Below are 15,084 nucleotides of genomic sequence, written 5' to 3'. Positions count from 1 at the left end.
CGGAGCGACGCCAGCGGCGCCACAGCTCCGGCTGCGGTAGCAGGCGAATCAGGCGCTGTAGGACTCGCGCAGGAACTGCGCCAGCAACGGCGTGGCGGCGCCGCGGGAGATCGGGTGGAAGCAGATCGCCCGGGAGGCCGCCAGCAGATAGGCCACTTCGTCGGAGGCGATGAAAGCCATGCCGCCCAACAGCTCGACGCTGAGGTTGGTCGAACGCTCGATCGCTGCCTGTACCAGGAAGCGCGTGCACAGCGCCTTGTGGTAGGTGTTCATCGGCGCATCCTGTTGCGCCTGCAATTCGCCGGCGGTGCCGAGCAGCGCCTGATGGGCACCCTCCAGTTCGATGCACAGCAGCGCCAGTTGCGCGGGGTCGGCGAAGGCTTTTCGCAGCAGCCGGTCGACCAGGGCCGAAGCCACGCCCAGGTAGCTGCCGCCGACCATCAGCTGGAACCAGCTCAGGCCGTTGAGCGAGGTTTCCATGGCGGTGGCGGCCACCTCTTCGCTGTCGGCACCGTCGGCCAGCAGCATGCGCTCGCTGGGCACGAACACGCCGTTGAACACCAGTTCGTTGCTGTCGGTGGCGCGCAGCACCGTGGCGTTCCAGAAGGGTTCGCGGGTGACCGTGCTGCCATCGGCAAAGACCACGGCAAAGCCCTGGCTGACGCTGCCGTCGTCCTGCTCACAGGCGACACCGACCACGATCACGTCCATGTGGTGGCTCATGGTGCAGGGCTTCTTGCTGCCGTCGAGGACGAAACCGCCCTCCACCGGCCGCGCCTTGACGCTGCGGTTGAAGATCTCCGAGCCCGGCTTGCCCTCGGCGAAGGCCGAGGCGATCAGCAACTGGTTCTGGGTGATGCCCCACAGCAGTTCTTCCGCCGCCGGGATCAACCCACCCAATTGCACGATGGTGGCGATGGTGTGGTGGTGCATGGTCATCATCACCGCCAGGGACGGGCACAGCGAACCGATGGCCCGCAGGATTTCCACGGTTTCCTCCGGCGAGGCGCCGAGGCCGCCGTAGGTCTCGGGGATGATCAGGCCGGCGGCGCGGTAGTCGCGAAACAGCCCGCAGAGCACGGCCGGGTCGGCCTGTTCCAGGGCCATCAGGCCACGCTCCTGGAGGGCGGCGAGCAGGCCCGGCAGGTACTTCTCGGTGGCGTTGCGGGCGTTGTGCATCGACATGGTGTGGACTCCTTTCTCGTTGTCAGGGTTAACCGGCTTTTTCGATCAACTGCTCCACCGCGGGGGCGAAACCGAAGGCTCGGGCCAGGTCGAAGATCGCTTCGGCGTCCTCCAGCGGAGGACGCTTGCCGATGCTGTAGTCGCGCTGCAGGCCGGCCATGGTCAGGACCATGGTTTCGGCCAGGCAACTGAAGGTCACGCCCGTGGGCAGACCGGTGAGGTTCTGCTGGCCGAAACGCTGGCTGCGGTCGGGCAAATGGATCAGGCCGCCTTCGATCACCGTGACGTCCGGGCGCAGCGCCAGGGTGACGTGACCGATGTCCGGCGGCTGCGCGCAGTCGCAGATGATCGCGTTCTGGTGCAGGACCAGCGGGTCGATAAAGGCCGAGCCGTTGGAGGTGGCCGAAAGCACGGTTTCCAGGCGTGGCAGCCAGCTCCCCAGGTCCGCGGTGATCACCAGCGGCGGCTGCACCTGCGGCTTGCCCTGGGCCAGGGCATCGATGCGGTCGAACAGTTCGCGCAATTGCTCCTCGTCGCCAAGGTCGCGATCCAGCAGTTGCTCGACGCTGGCCAGGCTCGGCAGGAACAGCACCAGGGTCTTGGCGATGCCGCTGCTGTGGCCGCCCTGGATCTGCAGCAAGGCGTCGCGATACAGCTCGCCGGCCACCAGCCGCAGCTCGTCCATGGCGCCCCGATTGGCCCCATTGCCGAGCAATACCAGGTGCTCGCAGAAGCGCCCCAGGCGCAGGCTGGCCAGGCGGCCCACCGAACCGTAGGCACCGATCACCCCGGTCAGGCGCTTGGCCAGCGGCGCGCCCCGATTGGCGCAGGTGCTCAGCAGCGCATCGACACCGACCATGGCCGTCAGGCTGTTGCCGGTGGTGGTGTGGAACCGCTCGTTGATGACATCGACACCAGCACTGGAAATCACCGAGGTGTAGGCCCCCAGGCCGACGAAATCCACCTCCAGGTCGGCGACGCTGTCCAGGTAGTTGGCCAGCAGCTTGCGCCGCTTGCCCAGGCTCAGGCGCATCAGGTCGCGCGGTTGCAGCAGGCTGCCGACCAGCCAGCCTTCGACATAGTCGCCGGCATCGTTGTAGACCCGCCGGGCGTGATAGGACACACCGGCATCGAGGTCGGGCTTGGCCCATTCGGAGAAGTCGTCGAGCCAGCCCTGCATGAAGGTTTTTTCCGCCGCCGACAGCCCCAGGCCGTCCACCACGCTGTCGCCGTTGACGCTCTCGGCGGTGGTCGGGTGCAGCAGGAAGGCGAAGCGACCCAGGCAGCGCCCGCTGCTGCGCGGTTTGCCGGGCACCACCCAGGGGCTCGGCACACCCCGTGGCCCGGCATAGCCGTGGGCTTCGAGGATCAAGCGATGCTGCTGGTTGTGCACCACCAGTTCCGCCACCGCCTTGAGGCCTTCGAGCAGCAGGTCGATGTCGGCGCGTTCGATGCACAGCGGTGGCTGGATGCGCAGCACGTTGCCTTCGGTGAGGGTCGGCAGGCAGTACACGCCATGCCGGCTTTTCAGGTAGCCGCAGACGATCGGCACCAGGGCGCCGAAAGCGCTGGCCAGGGACAGGGTGTACAGGCGCTCGCCGCTCCAGCGGCGGAATTTCAGGCCAAGCATCAGGCCGCGGCCGTCGAGGCTGTGGAACACCTCGGGATAGTCGCGTACCAGACGCGACAGCCCGGCATGCAGATAGGCGCCCTGCTGCGCCGCGTGCTTGAGCTGGGCGCCGTCGTTGGCCGTGAGCTGGTCGAGCACGGCCAGGCCGATGGCGGCGCTGAAGCCATTTACGGCGAAGGTGGAACTGTGGTGCCGGTCGAAATCACGGCTCCAGCACTGCTCGCCGTAGATGCACGCGCCAATGGCCGCGACACCGCCGCCCAGGGCCTTGGCCAGCAGCACCACGTCCGGCTCCAGGCCGTGGGCGGTGGCGGCGAACAGCTCGCCGGTGCGGCCCAGGCCGGTCTGGATTTCATCGAGGACAAACAGGGTGCCGTATTGGCGGCAGAGGTTCTGCGCCGCCAGCAGGTAGCCTGGGGGCGGGGTGATCATGCCCGCCTCGCCCTGCACCGCCTCGACGAAAAAGGCCGCGGCGCGCCGGGTCTTCAGCAGCGCCTCGAGGGCCTCCAGGTCGCCATAGGGCACATGGCTGAAACCCTCGGCGCGGATCTGGAACGGCTCGCGGTAAATGGCCTTGCCGGTGACCGCCACCGCGCCCTGGGTCTTGCCGTGAAAGCCGGTCAGGGTGCCGATCACCAGTTCGCGCTGGGTCGCGGCGCGGCACAGCTTGATCGCCGCCTCGACGGTCTCCGCGCCGCTGGTGGTGAAGGTCACTTTCGAGTGGTTGCCCGGCGCCAGCTCGATCAAGCGCCGCGCCAGCTCTTCGGCGCCGGGGTTGATCAGCGGCTGGACCAGCGAGGCCTGGCCGCTGGCGAGGAATGTGTGGATCGCCTCGGTAATCGGCGCCGCGCCATAACCGAAGGGCACCGCGCCGAACTGGCCGACGAAATCGATCAGGGTCTGGCCGCTGGCGGTTTCGATCCGGGTGCCCTGGGCGCGAACCACGGTCTCGTTGAGGCCGACGAATTCCAGCAGTTCCTGGCGGGTGATATTGAGCAAAGAGTCAGCCATGACTGACCTCCCCCACCGCGCCGAGCGCGCCCTGGTTGATGACGCCATACAGATGCTGACTGACCTTGCTCACGGTGTCGTGCAGGTAGGCCAGTTCCGGGTCCAGGGAGATGCCGAAACGGTCTTCGAACTCGGCGGACAGACCGACGATCAGCACCGAGTCGACGCCCATCTCGTGGAACGAACGCTCGACGTCCAGCGACCCGGAATCGACCTCCAGCAGGCTGGCCAGGGTTTCGGTCACGGCAAAGGTTATTTCGTCTATATGCACAGTCGCCTCCCAGCGTATTTCGCTTCCTTTGCATGGCCGTTGGCCCGCGCCACCCCGTGGTGAAACCACGGGATCGACGCTTGGGCAGGCGTCATGATGCAAACGCGTTTTGAGTGTGGATGACCCGCCGCAGCAGGCCATTTGCTACACCCCGATGCTCGGCGTCATGCCGGCTCAGCTCAATACTCCGTAAGGAGTAGCGCCTGGTTTTGTAGGCGCTGCCGCGGGCTGCGACAGGACCGAAGGTCCTCCAGCGATCTCAAGCCCCCTGCGCCCGCTTCGCGGTCGATCGCAGCCTCGCGGGCTCGGCAGCGGCTACAAACGCGCCGACCGGCAGGTCGCGCCTGGCTTTTGCTTTTGATCTACCCGCCCCATCGGGAGGCCGAGTGGAGGTGTTCATCAGGGGGATGGCGCGCAGCGCCCCTCGACGCAGTCGAGGACATCGTATGGAGGTCGAAGCGAAGCCGACCGGAGTCGATGCCCCCTGATGGACGCCGGAGCGAGGGAACCTGAGCGCAGCGAAGGCCGTACGCAGGGGCAAGCGTTTTTGGTTCCTTTTTAGGCGTTTGTAAAAAGGGACTCGCCGTAAGGGCGAAACCCTAAGTGGCCGTTACCACAGGAATGGATATGTACACCGTCCAAAAAATGCAGCGCCTGCACAGACGCAATCGCGGGCAATCGAACGTCGACCAGCCTCTCCTACAGAAGCCAGCAAACGTATCCGCCATGACCGCAAGAATAGATGTGTACCCCCCCCCAAAAAAAACATGCAGCGCCCAAACAGACACCATCACGGCCAATCGAACACCGACCGGCCGCTCCTACAAAAAGCACAGGCGACGCCGAAGCACTGAGCCTCGTCAGCACTGAGGGGGTGGTTACTGGATGAAAGGCAGGCAGCACTCACTCGTCGCAGAACAACGCCGCGATCTGCGCCCGACTCGACGCCTGGAGTTTGGAGAAGATGTTCTGCAGATGGGTTTTCACGGTCTTGTCGCTGATGCCGAGGATCTGGCCAATCTCCCAGTTGGTCTTGCCTCGGGCCACCCAGCGCGAAATCTCCGCTTCGCGGCTGGACAGGATGGACAACAGTTGATGGTTCGGCCCCGGGTTGTGGCGCAACAGCTTGCTGCCCAGCGCCCGGTTCAGGGCGATGTGCAGGTACGGGGCGAAGACCATCATGCGCATTTTGCTTTCATGGGCCACGGTGGCCGAGATGTTGTGAAAGAAGTAGCCGGTGAAGGTGTTGCGGTGCAATCCGGGCAGCAGGGTCCAGCCCAGATTGCGTATCCCGTGTTCGCGAAAGATCTTCGCCCACACCTGGTCCTGCGAGTTACCCAGGCGCTCCAGGGTGGTGAACTTGGGGCGTCCGCAATGCTCGATGGGGTCGATGCCCAGCGGCGGAATCATGCCGTCGCGACCGACGATGGCCTTGATCAGGTCATCGGAGACGCTGTCCGGATGAATCAGGTGCGAAAAGAACACCCGGTGCGCGCGGACCCGGCCGCTGGCGAACACGAAGTTCTCGCACGGCAGGATCTGCGGCAGCGCCAGCTGGGTCTGCTGTGTCAGCTCGGCGATGCTGCGCGCCGAGGTGATGGAGTTGAGCACGCTGGTCAGCTGCAACCGTTGCTGGCTGTCGGTGGGCGGCAACGACAGCACCGACCGCGGGCGGCTGGCCAGTTCCAGCCGCGGTTCGCAGAAGGCCGGCTGGGCGAACAGCAACGCCGCGGGTTTGGGCGCATGCACCGGGCCGATCGATAGACTGGTCATGCTTCCACGACCTGGCTGTCGACGGTGATGTCACGCAATACCCGGCCGTTGCTCTCCACCGCAACCACCGACTTGTCCAGCGGATGGGCTTCGGCCGGCGCCGTGCCCTCGAGTGCCGCCAGCCAGGGGGCGAACTGCTTGCGGCACTCCTGGCGCTTGATCTTGCCGCTGGAGGTACGCGGCAACGACCCGCCGAACACCAGCAACAGCACCGGCCGCGCCAATTGGTGCTGTTGCCACAGCCGCGCCTTCAAGTCGCTGAACAGCTGCGGCAGGTCGAGGCTGCGCAAGGCCCGTCGCTCGATTTCCTGGGCGATCACCACCTGCTCGCTGTCGCCGGTCTCGATGCTGAAGGCCGCGGTGCCGTCCGGGCGAAAGCTGTCATGGGTACGCAGCACGGTGTTCTCGATATCGCCGGGGTGATGGTTGACGCCATTGACGATGATCAGGTCCTTGAGCCGCCCGGTGACGAACAGCTCGCCATCGAGCAGGAAGCCCAGGTCGCCGGTGCGGAAGTAGCGCGACCAGCCCAGCGCCGGCGGGGCCGGGCGAAAGGCCGCGGCGGTGCTCTCCGGGCGCTGCCAGTAACCGCTGGCGACGCTGTCGCCGAGGATGCAGATCTCGCCGACCCGCCCGTCCTCCAGCGGCTGTTCGGTGTGCGGGTCGCAGATGAACGGGCCCTGCCCCGGAATGCCACGGCCGCTGCTGACCAGGGTGCGCAGGCGCAACTCGGCGTCGCTGCCCTGGTCGTCGTGCAGGCGCGCCACATTGTCCTCCAGCAAGCCGGCATGGAACTGGCGAATCACCGGCTCGCGCTTGCTACCGCCGGCGCTGACCATCAGCGTACCTTCGGCCAGCCCGTAGCAGGGAAAGGCCGAGGTGCTGGCAAAACCGGCGCGGGCGAAACGCTCATGGAAGGCGGCAATGGTCTGCGCCCGCACATGTTCGGCGCCGTTGAAGGCCACCTCCCAACTGCTCAGGTCGAGGCCGGCCAGCTCTTCGTCCTTGATCTTGCGCAGGCACAATTCATAGGCGAAGTTCGGCCCGCCGCTGACGGTGCCGCGGTAGGTGCTGATGGCCTGCAACCAGCGCAGCGGCCGTTGCAGGAAGTGGATCGGCGCCAGCAAGGTCGAGCCGAAGCCGACGAACAAGGATTGCAGGATGCCGCCGATCAGCCCCATGTCGTGATACGGCGGCAGCCAGCTGACCAGGTGACTGTCCTTGTGGGTCAGAAAGCCGCGGCTGATGCTGCGCGAATTGTGAATCAGGTTGCCGTGGGTCACCGCCACTCCTTTGGGAATCCCGGTGGAGCCGGAGGTGTATTGCAAAAAGGCGATATCGTCCCGGGTCACAGGAACCGTCCGCCATTCGCTGGCCAGGGCCAGGTCCAGAGTCGCCATGTCCAGCACCCGCGGACTTTCGGCCTGCCCCAGCCGGGCCTGGATGGTCGGGACATCCTCGCCACTGGCCAGCGCCGCCGTCGGCTGGCAGTCATCGATGATGCCGTCCAGCCGGTCCAGGGTCTTGGTCGCCCCCGGCGGATAGGCCGGCACCGCCACCAGCCCGGCATACAGACAGCCCATGAAGGCGATCACATAGTCCAGGCCCGGCTTGAGCAGGATCAGCACCCTGTCCCCCACCCGGCAATGCCCCTGCAACCGGGCCGCCGCCGCTCGCGCTGCGCGGTCCAGTTCAGAGAAGGTGATCAGGGTTTCTTCGTCTCGCCCGTTGTGCAGAAAACGATAGGCCAATCGGTCCGGGATCGTATGGGCGTGAAGCTGCAGACATTCCGAAAAATTCGCATACGGAACGTCGCTATCGTGGTCGTTCGTAGTCATTATTTTGTGTCCAGGCAGCCGTACTTAGCCATCTCCCGCAAGGCCCGAAATCTGCGGCCTTGCGCATCCATTACGCTTGATCATCCTCTGGGAGCGCGCACTCGAAGTTAATACTCCGAACGGCGTATACCCGCAATTTCCGCCCCCGGCGCATATTCGCCTCACAGCTCGATGCATGCATGGCTTTTTGCCATACGGCCTTGCAGTCATCAGCCCTTTTCAAAGAGGTGAAGCCGACTATCCGGGCCTGCGCAAGCTGGGCTTGTGTAACTGGCCATGTCATGAAATCCACGCCGGAACGGGAGCGTTCCGGTTTCGCCACCAGCGTGCGCAGCACCGGGAGAACAGGATGTCTTTTAGCGAATACGCCACCTTCGACGCGGTCGGCCTGGCCGATCTGGTCAGAACCAGACAGGTACGCCCCTCCGAACTGCTGGAGGAAGCCATACGCCGCATCGAAGCCTTCAACCCGGCGGTCAACGCCGTGGTCTACAAAGCCTACGACAAGGCCCGGGCGCAGGCCGCCGAACAGGACAAGGCCGTGCCGACGGGCGCGCTGCACGGCGTGCCGTTCCTGCTCAAGGACATCCTCGGCGACTGCCAGGACCTGCCCTCGACCCTGGCCTCGCGCATGCTGCAAGCACGGGTCATGCCCCAGGACTGCGAGCTGGTGAAGCGTTTTCGCCAGGCCGGGCTGGTGTTCGTCGGCAAGACCAACGCCCCGGAGTTCGGCATTCTGCCCACCACCGAAGGCGCCTTCTACGGCCCGGCGCGCAACCCGTGGAACCTGGAGTATTCCACCGGTGGCTCCAGTGGTGGCGCGGCCGCCGCGGTGGCCACCGGCATGGTCCCGGCGGCCCATGGCAACGACGGCGGCGGCTCGATCCGCATTCCCGCCTCCTGCTGCGGTCTGGTCGGCCTCAAGCCGACCCGGGCGCGCAACTCCCTGGCCCCGGACTTCGGCGAACTGCTCAGCGGCCTGCTGGACGAACATGTGCTGACCCGCAGCGTGCGCGACAGCGCCGCCCTGCTCGACGCCACCCACGGCGTGGTGCCGGGCGATCCGTATCGCGCGCCGTCCATGCAGGGGCGTTTTCTCGACCAGCTCGGCCGCGAACCGGGGCGCCTGCGCATCGCCTTCTCCAGCACCGACCCGGCCGGTCGGCCGCTGCACCCCGACTGCATCGCAGCGGTGGAAAGCACCGCGCGCCTGCTCGAATCCCTCGGCCACCATGTGGAAGAAGCCGCGCCGCAGCTGGACCTGCAAAGTTTTGCCGAAGCCTTCAGCGCCCTGTGGTTCTCCGGAATCGCCTTCGCCGTAGAACTGATGAGCCTGCAACTAGGACGCGGCCCGCTGCCCGGCGAACTGGAAAACCTGACCCAGGCCGTGCATCAACGCGGCCTCGGCGTGAGTGCGGTGGAGTACCAGATGTCCGAGCTGGTGCTGCAGCAGGTCGGCCGGGAAATGGCGCGCTTCCACCAGACTTATGATTGCTGGCTGACCCCGACCCTGGCCCGGCCGCCGCTGCGCAACGGGGTGGTGGATATCCATTCCAGCGACCTGGAAAACACCTACGGCCCGCTGATCGACTACAGCCCGTTCACCGCCATCCACAACGCCTCGGGGCAGCCGGCGATTTCCCTGCCGCTGCACTGGAACGCCGAGGGCCTGCCGATCGGCCTGATGCTCAGCGCCGCCTTTGGCGAGGAAAGCCTGCTGTTCCGCCTGGCCGGCCAGCTGGAACAGGCACGGCCATGGAAGGACCGGCGGCCGCAGCTGTTCATGCAGCACCGCCCCAACGAAGCGGTTATCGGCTAAGGAGAGCAGCACCCATGCGCACGCTGGACACCTCGACCGCCCCGCCTTATTGCCCCGTTGGTTCAGGCCAGGAGCAGCGCCTGCCGGGGGCCATTCCCTGGCCCACCGATGGCCTGAACCGCGAGCAACTGGCGCGTTATGGCAAGGAGCTGATTCGCCAGACCCTGCCTTTTACCGTGGAAAACCGCCGCCTGAGCTGGTGGCATTTCTACTCGACGCTGCTGGTGATCGGGCTGTTCGGCGCGGCCGTGGCCATGCCGTTGTGGTGGCCGCTGCGCCTGGCGTGCAGCGTGCTGCTGGGCTTGTCCCTGGTGCGCATGTTCGTGCTGTACCACGACTACATGCACGGCGCGATCCTCAAGGGCTCGCGTTTTGCCGAGGTGTTTTTCAAGACCTTCGGCCTGCTGCTGATGGCCCCGCCGACGCTGTGGAAGCAGTCCCACGACTACCACCACGGCCACAGCTGCCAGTACGTCGGCGCGGAACAAAACCGCCTGCCGCTGCTGTCCACCCACACTGACCTGGGCACCTTTCCCCTGCTGTCCACCGAGGAATATGCCCGCGCCGGGCGCCTCAAGCGCTTGCGTTATCGCGTCGCCCGGCACCCACTGATGATCCTCCTGGCATCATTCAGCATCTTCATTTTCAGCATTTGCATGGTGTCGCTGATCACCCAGCCGCGGCATCGGCTCTGGTCGCTACTGGCGCTGGCGCTGAACCTGGCGAGCGCCGTCGCCCTGGCGCTGCTGGCGCCGGACATCCTGTTGTACGGAGTGCTGGTCCCCAGCCTGTCCGGCTCGGCGCTGGGCGCCTACATGTTCTATTGCCAGCACAACTTCCCCGGCGTGCGTTACCCCGAGCGCGCCGACTGGGACTACGCCGCTACCGCGGTGTTCTCCTCCAGCTACATGCGCACCGGCCCACTGATGGCCTGGTTCACCGCCAATATCGGCTATCACCATGTGCATCACGCCAACTCGGGCATCCCCTTCTACCGCCTGCCGCAAGCCATGGCGGCGATCCCGGCGTTGCAATCGCCGATCACCACTTCGCTGCGCCCGCGGGATATCTACCGCTGCCTGCGACTCAAGCTGTGGGACCCGGCGCACCAGCGCATGATCTCGTTCGCAGAGTTTCACCAGCAGGCGCAACGCTGAAGGAAATGCGGCGGAAGCGTTGCCCAGCGAACGCTCGCCAGGGAAGATCGGCGCCGGAATTTTCCCGTCGATCGTGGGTCAGTAGAGCCACGCCTTTTCGCACCGGTCCGTTGGTCCGTGACAATGGGGCCTCGGTCCCATAAATTAGGCGCCCTGAAAAGGCCCGGTGCTTTTCTAGCCTCATTTCCAGTTAAACGAAGTAGTGAAATATCAATGTCCGATTCCAATACAGAAGAATCCGTAAACGCCTTGTCGTCCAAAGCGGAATACGAAAACGCCATCAATCTTTCACAGCACGTGTCCCAGGCCAAGACCATCAGCGAGATGGTCCTCGATGCTTTCCAGTCCACCAAGGAAAGCGACCAGATCCGCGAATTGCGCGCCGAGATCCGCCAGGCTCACGACCGCTTCGACGACGACCGCGCCTATGAACTCATGGGCCAGCTCAAGCAGCTCAAGGACGCCGAGGCCGCCGACAGCGCCGCCCTCGAAGACCTGAGCAGCAAGTTCCCGATCAGCCGCATCCTGTCCAGCTACAAGGACGACCCGAGCTTCCAGGAGCTGGTCTACGGCCTGGCGCTGAAAGTGCTGAACCAGACCCACCAGGCCATCAGCAGCCCAGGCGGCGGCAAAAGCAAGGCACGGCCGAAGAAAGAAATGGAAGTGTTCGCCATCAGCAAGGACGGCATCAGCGTCACCCTGCCGATCCGCCCGCGCTCCAAGGCCAACGTCGACCGTGAAGCCTTCGAATTCCTCGGTTTCGCCTTTGTCGGCGAAGGCGACGAGGCTGAGCTGGAAAGCGAAGTGTTCTTCGACAAGGACGGCAACGAACAACCAGCCACCCGCAAGAACATCGTCACCGCGATCCAGCAGCAGACCGCGTTCGAAGGCTACAGCGCTCTACAACAGCAATAACCCGTACCCGCGAGCTGGCTCGCGCAGAGGGCGGGTCGCGCAACAGCGCAGCGCCCCTCAGCGGCTGGCTCCTGCGAATGAAAGACCGGCCCCCCCTCAGTTGCCCCGGTAATCTGCGATGGGATACATCGCGCACAACGCCTCGGTCTGGAGTCGGAACTGCTCTTGCAACTCAGGCTCCAGGCTGTACTTCTGCTCGCTGAGTGGCGTGACCTTGTCCAGTATCCGGCACACCAGATCGACCACTTCACGACACCCTTGGGAATCGATGTAGCGTTGGGCGATGGAACCGGTGCCGAGACACAAGCCATTGGCGACGAATGAGGACCGGGTTTCCCCCAGTGCGCGGTTTTTACCCACGATAATGCCGCATCGCTCCAGTGCCGAGGCGGCAATCGAACCGCTGATGCCCCCACGCAACCTGAGCAGAACCGTGTGGTTCTCCGTCCCCCCGCCCACGACCTCGTAGCCCTGCGCCATGAATGCGCTGGCCATTGCATCGGCTGTGCTGCGAATCCGCCCCATGTAGGCATCGAACTCGGGGGACATCGCGTAGCCCAGCGCAGCGGCCTTGGCCGCGATCATGTTGACCGCCGGCGCGCCCTGCATCCTGGGGAATACCGCTTGCTCAAGGACCCGACTGAAGCTCGCCCTCAGGCCGGGAACCTTGGTGTCGGCGTCCCGGCCGGAAAGGATGAGGCCGCCACGAGGCCCCGCGAGTTGCTTGTGGGTACACGCGGTGGTGACATGCGCCACGTCGATCGGGCTCGGATGCCGCCCCGTGGCGACCAGCCCGGCGATATAGGAGATGTCCGCCAGCAGGATGGCCCCGGCCTCGTCGGCAATAGCGCGAAAGCGTTGGAAGTCCACGACCCGGGAATAGGCGGTCGCACCGCAGATGATGATGCGCGGACGATGGGCGAGCGCCAGGTGGCGAACCTCTGCGTAATCGATCACGCCCTGCGAGGTGGTGCCGTAGCGGATCGCCTTGTAGTGGGCGCCGGTGAATGCGACAGGGCTGCCGTGGGTCAGGTGCCCGCCATGATCGAGGGCCATTCCGAGAATGGTGTCCCCCGGCTCGAGCAGGGCAGCCAGCACTTGGTAGTTGGCGTTCGAGGCGGAGTGTGACTGGACGCTGGCATATTGCGCCCCGAACAACTCCCGCGCCCGGCGAATCGCCAGCGACTCGACCAGGTCGACGTTCTCGCAGCCAACCTGATGACGCTTGCCTGGCATGCCCTCGGCGGTGACGTTGACCAGTGCCGAGGCAGACGCCGCCAGGATGCGAGGGTTGGCCGCGCAGGAGGATGAAACCAGGGACAGTGTGCGGTGTTGACGCGTGACTTCAGCGTCCAGGATCCCGGCCAGTTCGGCGTCTTCAGCGCGCAAATCCGCCAAACCACGTCGCAACAGGTCGGCCTGGTCCCTCAGTGGTTCTGTATAAGCTGCCATCGTTCGGTGTTCCTTCCTTGTCATTTGCGTGCTACGAACGACAGCACGCTTCCTGGTTTAACGTTCGTGGGCAGCTAATTAATCAAAAAATTAAACACTTTCCAAATTAAATGCTTCTTTTCCGAGGAGCGGGAAGGGACAGCAGGTTTGCGTCGCTGCTGGATGTTCGCCTATCAAGGCGATGGCACCGCGCATTTCGGGGCTTTATTGTCATGACAGGGACATGCAACACTTGCCCCCCGCGGCGCCCCCGGTCCGAACCCTCCCAAGGATTCCGGGCGCGCCCGATACCGACAGCGAAATATTCCAGGATGGATGCAGGCTGGCTAAAGGAGCACTAGCGAGTTGGTACAGACCACAAAGCCGACAAGCTCTTGCCGCATCAATCCGACTGTTCTCACCCCCTGGCGTCGAGCAGTTGAATGTCATGCACGCCACGCACGCTATGAAAGCCCCTAAGCGTGGCGACTATAAGGAAATGGTGAGCATTTGATGCACAGAAGAGAAAGAACAGAGTATTTGAAGAGCAATATCAAATACCTGATAAAAAGCCGCGGCGAGACGCAACTGTCTTTATGCAATGCCAGCGGCCTGACCAGGACGACCATCTACAACATTCTGGAAGGCAAGGTCAGCAACGTACAGCAATCCACCATTCGCAAAATCTCTGATTTCTTCGGTGTCTCCTACGAAGAAATAGAAACCGTCGATTTTGAAGAGAAGGAAATCATCGACAGCAGTATTTCCCCACAAGGAAACATGAACCCGGCGGCGGTTCCGATCCTCAAGGAAAGCCTGTTGATGATCAACATGGACAAGCGGATTGGCGAACTGGCCATCCTTCACCCACTGACCTATTACTTCGGCGCCTCCTACAACTTGATAGCGGTGCTGCTGGAGAATGAGATCAAGGGAACGTACGAGGCCGGCGACCTCTTGATCATTCAAAAGGGAGTGTCGAGCGACGACAAGGAAAAACTGGTCTACGACAGACAGGCAAGAAAGCTGTTCATCATCAATGAGCCATGCTCCGACTCAGACCGAGTACTTGTGGTGGGTGACATCATCGAGGAGCGATTCAATGGCAGCTTATGAAGGCGAACTTGAGAACAGCAAATATAAACTTCTGGGCTTTGAAAACAACAAAAGCCTGGCGGTGATCATGATCATCGCTACGGGCAAAGTCATAAAGATCAAACTGAGCGAAGTGCTTAACAGCGAAATAATGGAAAACCTGAACAAAATGGAAGTTAAAAACATCTACAAGAAGTTCTACTCCCAAGGAGGAGCGCTGACCGCATACGACCTGAATGACCGCCACGAAAGCTCATGGATGATTTATATCATCCTTAATCTGCTGCTCTTTACCTTCTATATCTTCACCAGCATTGCCGCCACCAAGCCCATTTATCTTGAATCACTTGGCATCATTATCACTCCGGGCACCTTCCTTTATCCCCTGACATTCTTGATCGTTGACCTGTTGAACGAAAACTTCGGACTGCGGCTGGCAAGAAAAGCGATCTTCTTTGCCTTCGCCAGCAACGCCATGATTATCATCCTGCTCTATGGCTCGACCTTTCTCCCCGGCCTGCCAGGCTGGAAGCTCGACACCCCGTACAACGACGTGATCATTCATGTGTCATCTGTCCTGGTGGCGTCCTCTGTCTCTTTCCTGGTTTCCGAGAACATCAACTCGTACTTGCTGTGCAAGATAAAAGAGCTGACGAACTCCAGGTTCCTGTTCCTGCGGATATTCTTGAGTACGCTGTTCGCGGTCATTATCGACAGCTTCGTGTTTTGCTACATCGCCTTTTATGGCTCGATGCAAAACAACGACATCCTGAACATGATTTATGTGCAGATCGCGATCAAGGTGTGCTTTGCCTTCTTCAACATCTTGCCTGCCTATGGAGCCAGGTCACTGTTCAAGAGATACATGACGGACAGCCAGACAAAGTAGTGCAACCACTCTTTATCTCAAGCTGATGGATTCAACACTCATCCGGCAGGTGGATGCAGTGTTGAAATCC

General features: G+C 63.1%; 11 protein-coding genes. 5 read left to right on the top strand and 6 right to left on the bottom strand.

Translation table 11 applies throughout. From position 1 onward, the window contains the following. Positions 1-48: 48 nt before the first annotated feature. The 5 genes from PVZ78_RS14935 to PVZ78_RS14915 form a co-directional block, all read right to left on the bottom strand. A complete protein-coding gene (locus PVZ78_RS14935; protein ID WP_101283436.1) occupies positions 49-1,185 on the bottom strand; it encodes an acyl-CoA dehydrogenase family protein in 1,137 nt (378 codons plus the stop codon). Positions 1,186-1,213: 28 nt separating this feature from the next. After that, a complete protein-coding gene (locus tag PVZ78_RS14930; RefSeq protein ID WP_273828885.1) occupies positions 1,214-3,826 on the bottom strand; it encodes an aminotransferase class III-fold pyridoxal phosphate-dependent enzyme in 2,613 nt (870 codons plus the stop codon). Then, positions 3,819-4,097, bottom strand: a complete 279-nt coding sequence (locus PVZ78_RS14925) for an acyl carrier protein (RefSeq protein WP_009045481.1) — start codon at positions 4,095-4,097, stop codon at positions 3,819-3,821. The genes PVZ78_RS14930 and PVZ78_RS14925 overlap by 8 nt, the downstream gene beginning before the upstream one ends. Positions 4,098-5,000: 903 nt before the next feature. Next, positions 5,001-5,870 (bottom strand): LuxR C-terminal-related transcriptional regulator, encoded by an 870-nt coding sequence (locus PVZ78_RS14920; RefSeq protein ID WP_007929724.1) that lies wholly within the window; start codon positions 5,868-5,870, stop codon positions 5,001-5,003. Further along, a complete protein-coding gene (locus PVZ78_RS14915) occupies positions 5,867-7,708 on the bottom strand; it encodes a fatty acyl-AMP ligase (protein WP_124315409.1) in 1,842 nt (613 codons plus the stop codon). Before PVZ78_RS14915 ends, PVZ78_RS14920 begins: the two co-directional genes overlap by 4 nt. Positions 7,709-8,057: 349 nt before the next feature. On the opposite strand from PVZ78_RS14915, the gene PVZ78_RS14910 reads away from it, so the two are divergent. The 3 genes from PVZ78_RS14910 to PVZ78_RS14900 all read left to right on the top strand — a co-directional run bounded on the left by PVZ78_RS14910 (position 8,058) and on the right by PVZ78_RS14900 (position 11,599). Then, a complete protein-coding gene (locus PVZ78_RS14910) occupies positions 8,058-9,527 on the top strand; it encodes an amidase (protein ID WP_273828884.1) in 1,470 nt (489 codons plus the stop codon). 14 nt (positions 9,528-9,541) lie between these two features. After that, a complete protein-coding gene (locus PVZ78_RS14905; RefSeq protein WP_273828883.1) occupies positions 9,542-10,684 on the top strand; it encodes a fatty acid desaturase family protein in 1,143 nt (380 codons plus the stop codon). A gap of 213 nt (positions 10,685-10,897) precedes the next feature. Next, entirely contained in the window at positions 10,898-11,599 is a 702-nt protein-coding gene (locus tag PVZ78_RS14900) for a hypothetical protein (RefSeq protein ID WP_009050693.1), read from the top strand. Positions 11,600-11,695: 96 nt separating this feature from the next. Here the strand turns inward: PVZ78_RS14900 and glyA are convergent, their stop codons facing one another. Further along, positions 11,696-13,051 (bottom strand): serine hydroxymethyltransferase, encoded by a 1,356-nt coding sequence (gene glyA / locus PVZ78_RS14895; RefSeq protein WP_124302127.1) that lies wholly within the window; start codon positions 13,049-13,051, stop codon positions 11,696-11,698. Between the two features lie 492 nt (positions 13,052-13,543). Between glyA and PVZ78_RS14890 the strand changes: the two genes are divergently transcribed. After that, positions 13,544-14,146, top strand: coding sequence for a helix-turn-helix transcriptional regulator (locus PVZ78_RS14890; protein ID WP_273828882.1), 603 nt, complete (start codon positions 13,544-13,546; stop codon positions 14,144-14,146). Further along, the gene (locus PVZ78_RS14885) at positions 14,133-15,014 is read left to right on the top strand and encodes a queuosine precursor transporter (RefSeq protein ID WP_009050696.1); all 882 of its coding nucleotides are present in this window, start codon (positions 14,133-14,135) and stop codon (positions 15,012-15,014) included. Before PVZ78_RS14890 ends, PVZ78_RS14885 begins: the two co-directional genes overlap by 14 nt. Positions 15,015-15,084: the final 70 nt, after the last annotated feature.

It is taken from the genome of Pseudomonas sp. SBT1-2, assembly GCF_028640875.1.
In the GTDB taxonomy this organism is placed as follows: Bacteria; Pseudomonadota; Gammaproteobacteria; order Pseudomonadales; family Pseudomonadaceae; genus Aquipseudomonas; species Aquipseudomonas chlororaphis_I.
This window is presented reverse-complemented; position numbering and strand designations above follow the sequence as displayed.

What these genes read in the sequence shown, in the direction of transcription:
- PVZ78_RS14900 (WP_009050693.1), top strand. Translation starts at nt 10,898, where the DNA reads ATGTCCGATTCCAATACAGAAGAATCCGTAAACGCCTTGTCGTCCAAA.
- PVZ78_RS14915 (WP_124315409.1), bottom strand. Translation starts at nt 7,708, where the DNA reads ATGACTACGAACGACCACGATAGCGACGTTCCGTATGCGAATTTTTCG.
- PVZ78_RS14885 (WP_009050696.1), top strand. Translation starts at nt 14,133, where the DNA reads ATGGCAGCTTATGAAGGCGAACTTGAGAACAGCAAATATAAACTTCTG.
- PVZ78_RS14890 (WP_273828882.1), top strand. Translation starts at nt 13,544, where the DNA reads ATGCACAGAAGAGAAAGAACAGAGTATTTGAAGAGCAATATCAAATAC.
- PVZ78_RS14920 (WP_007929724.1), bottom strand. Translation starts at nt 5,870, where the DNA reads ATGACCAGTCTATCGATCGGCCCGGTGCATGCGCCCAAACCCGCGGCG.
- PVZ78_RS14905 (WP_273828883.1), top strand. Translation starts at nt 9,542, where the DNA reads ATGCGCACGCTGGACACCTCGACCGCCCCGCCTTATTGCCCCGTTGGT.
- PVZ78_RS14910 (WP_273828884.1), top strand. Translation starts at nt 8,058, where the DNA reads ATGTCTTTTAGCGAATACGCCACCTTCGACGCGGTCGGCCTGGCCGAT.
- PVZ78_RS14935 (WP_101283436.1), bottom strand. Translation starts at nt 1,185, where the DNA reads ATGTCGATGCACAACGCCCGCAACGCCACCGAGAAGTACCTGCCGGGC.
- PVZ78_RS14930 (WP_273828885.1), bottom strand. Translation starts at nt 3,826, where the DNA reads ATGGCTGACTCTTTGCTCAATATCACCCGCCAGGAACTGCTGGAATTC.
- glyA (WP_124302127.1), bottom strand. Translation starts at nt 13,051, where the DNA reads ATGGCAGCTTATACAGAACCACTGAGGGACCAGGCCGACCTGTTGCGA.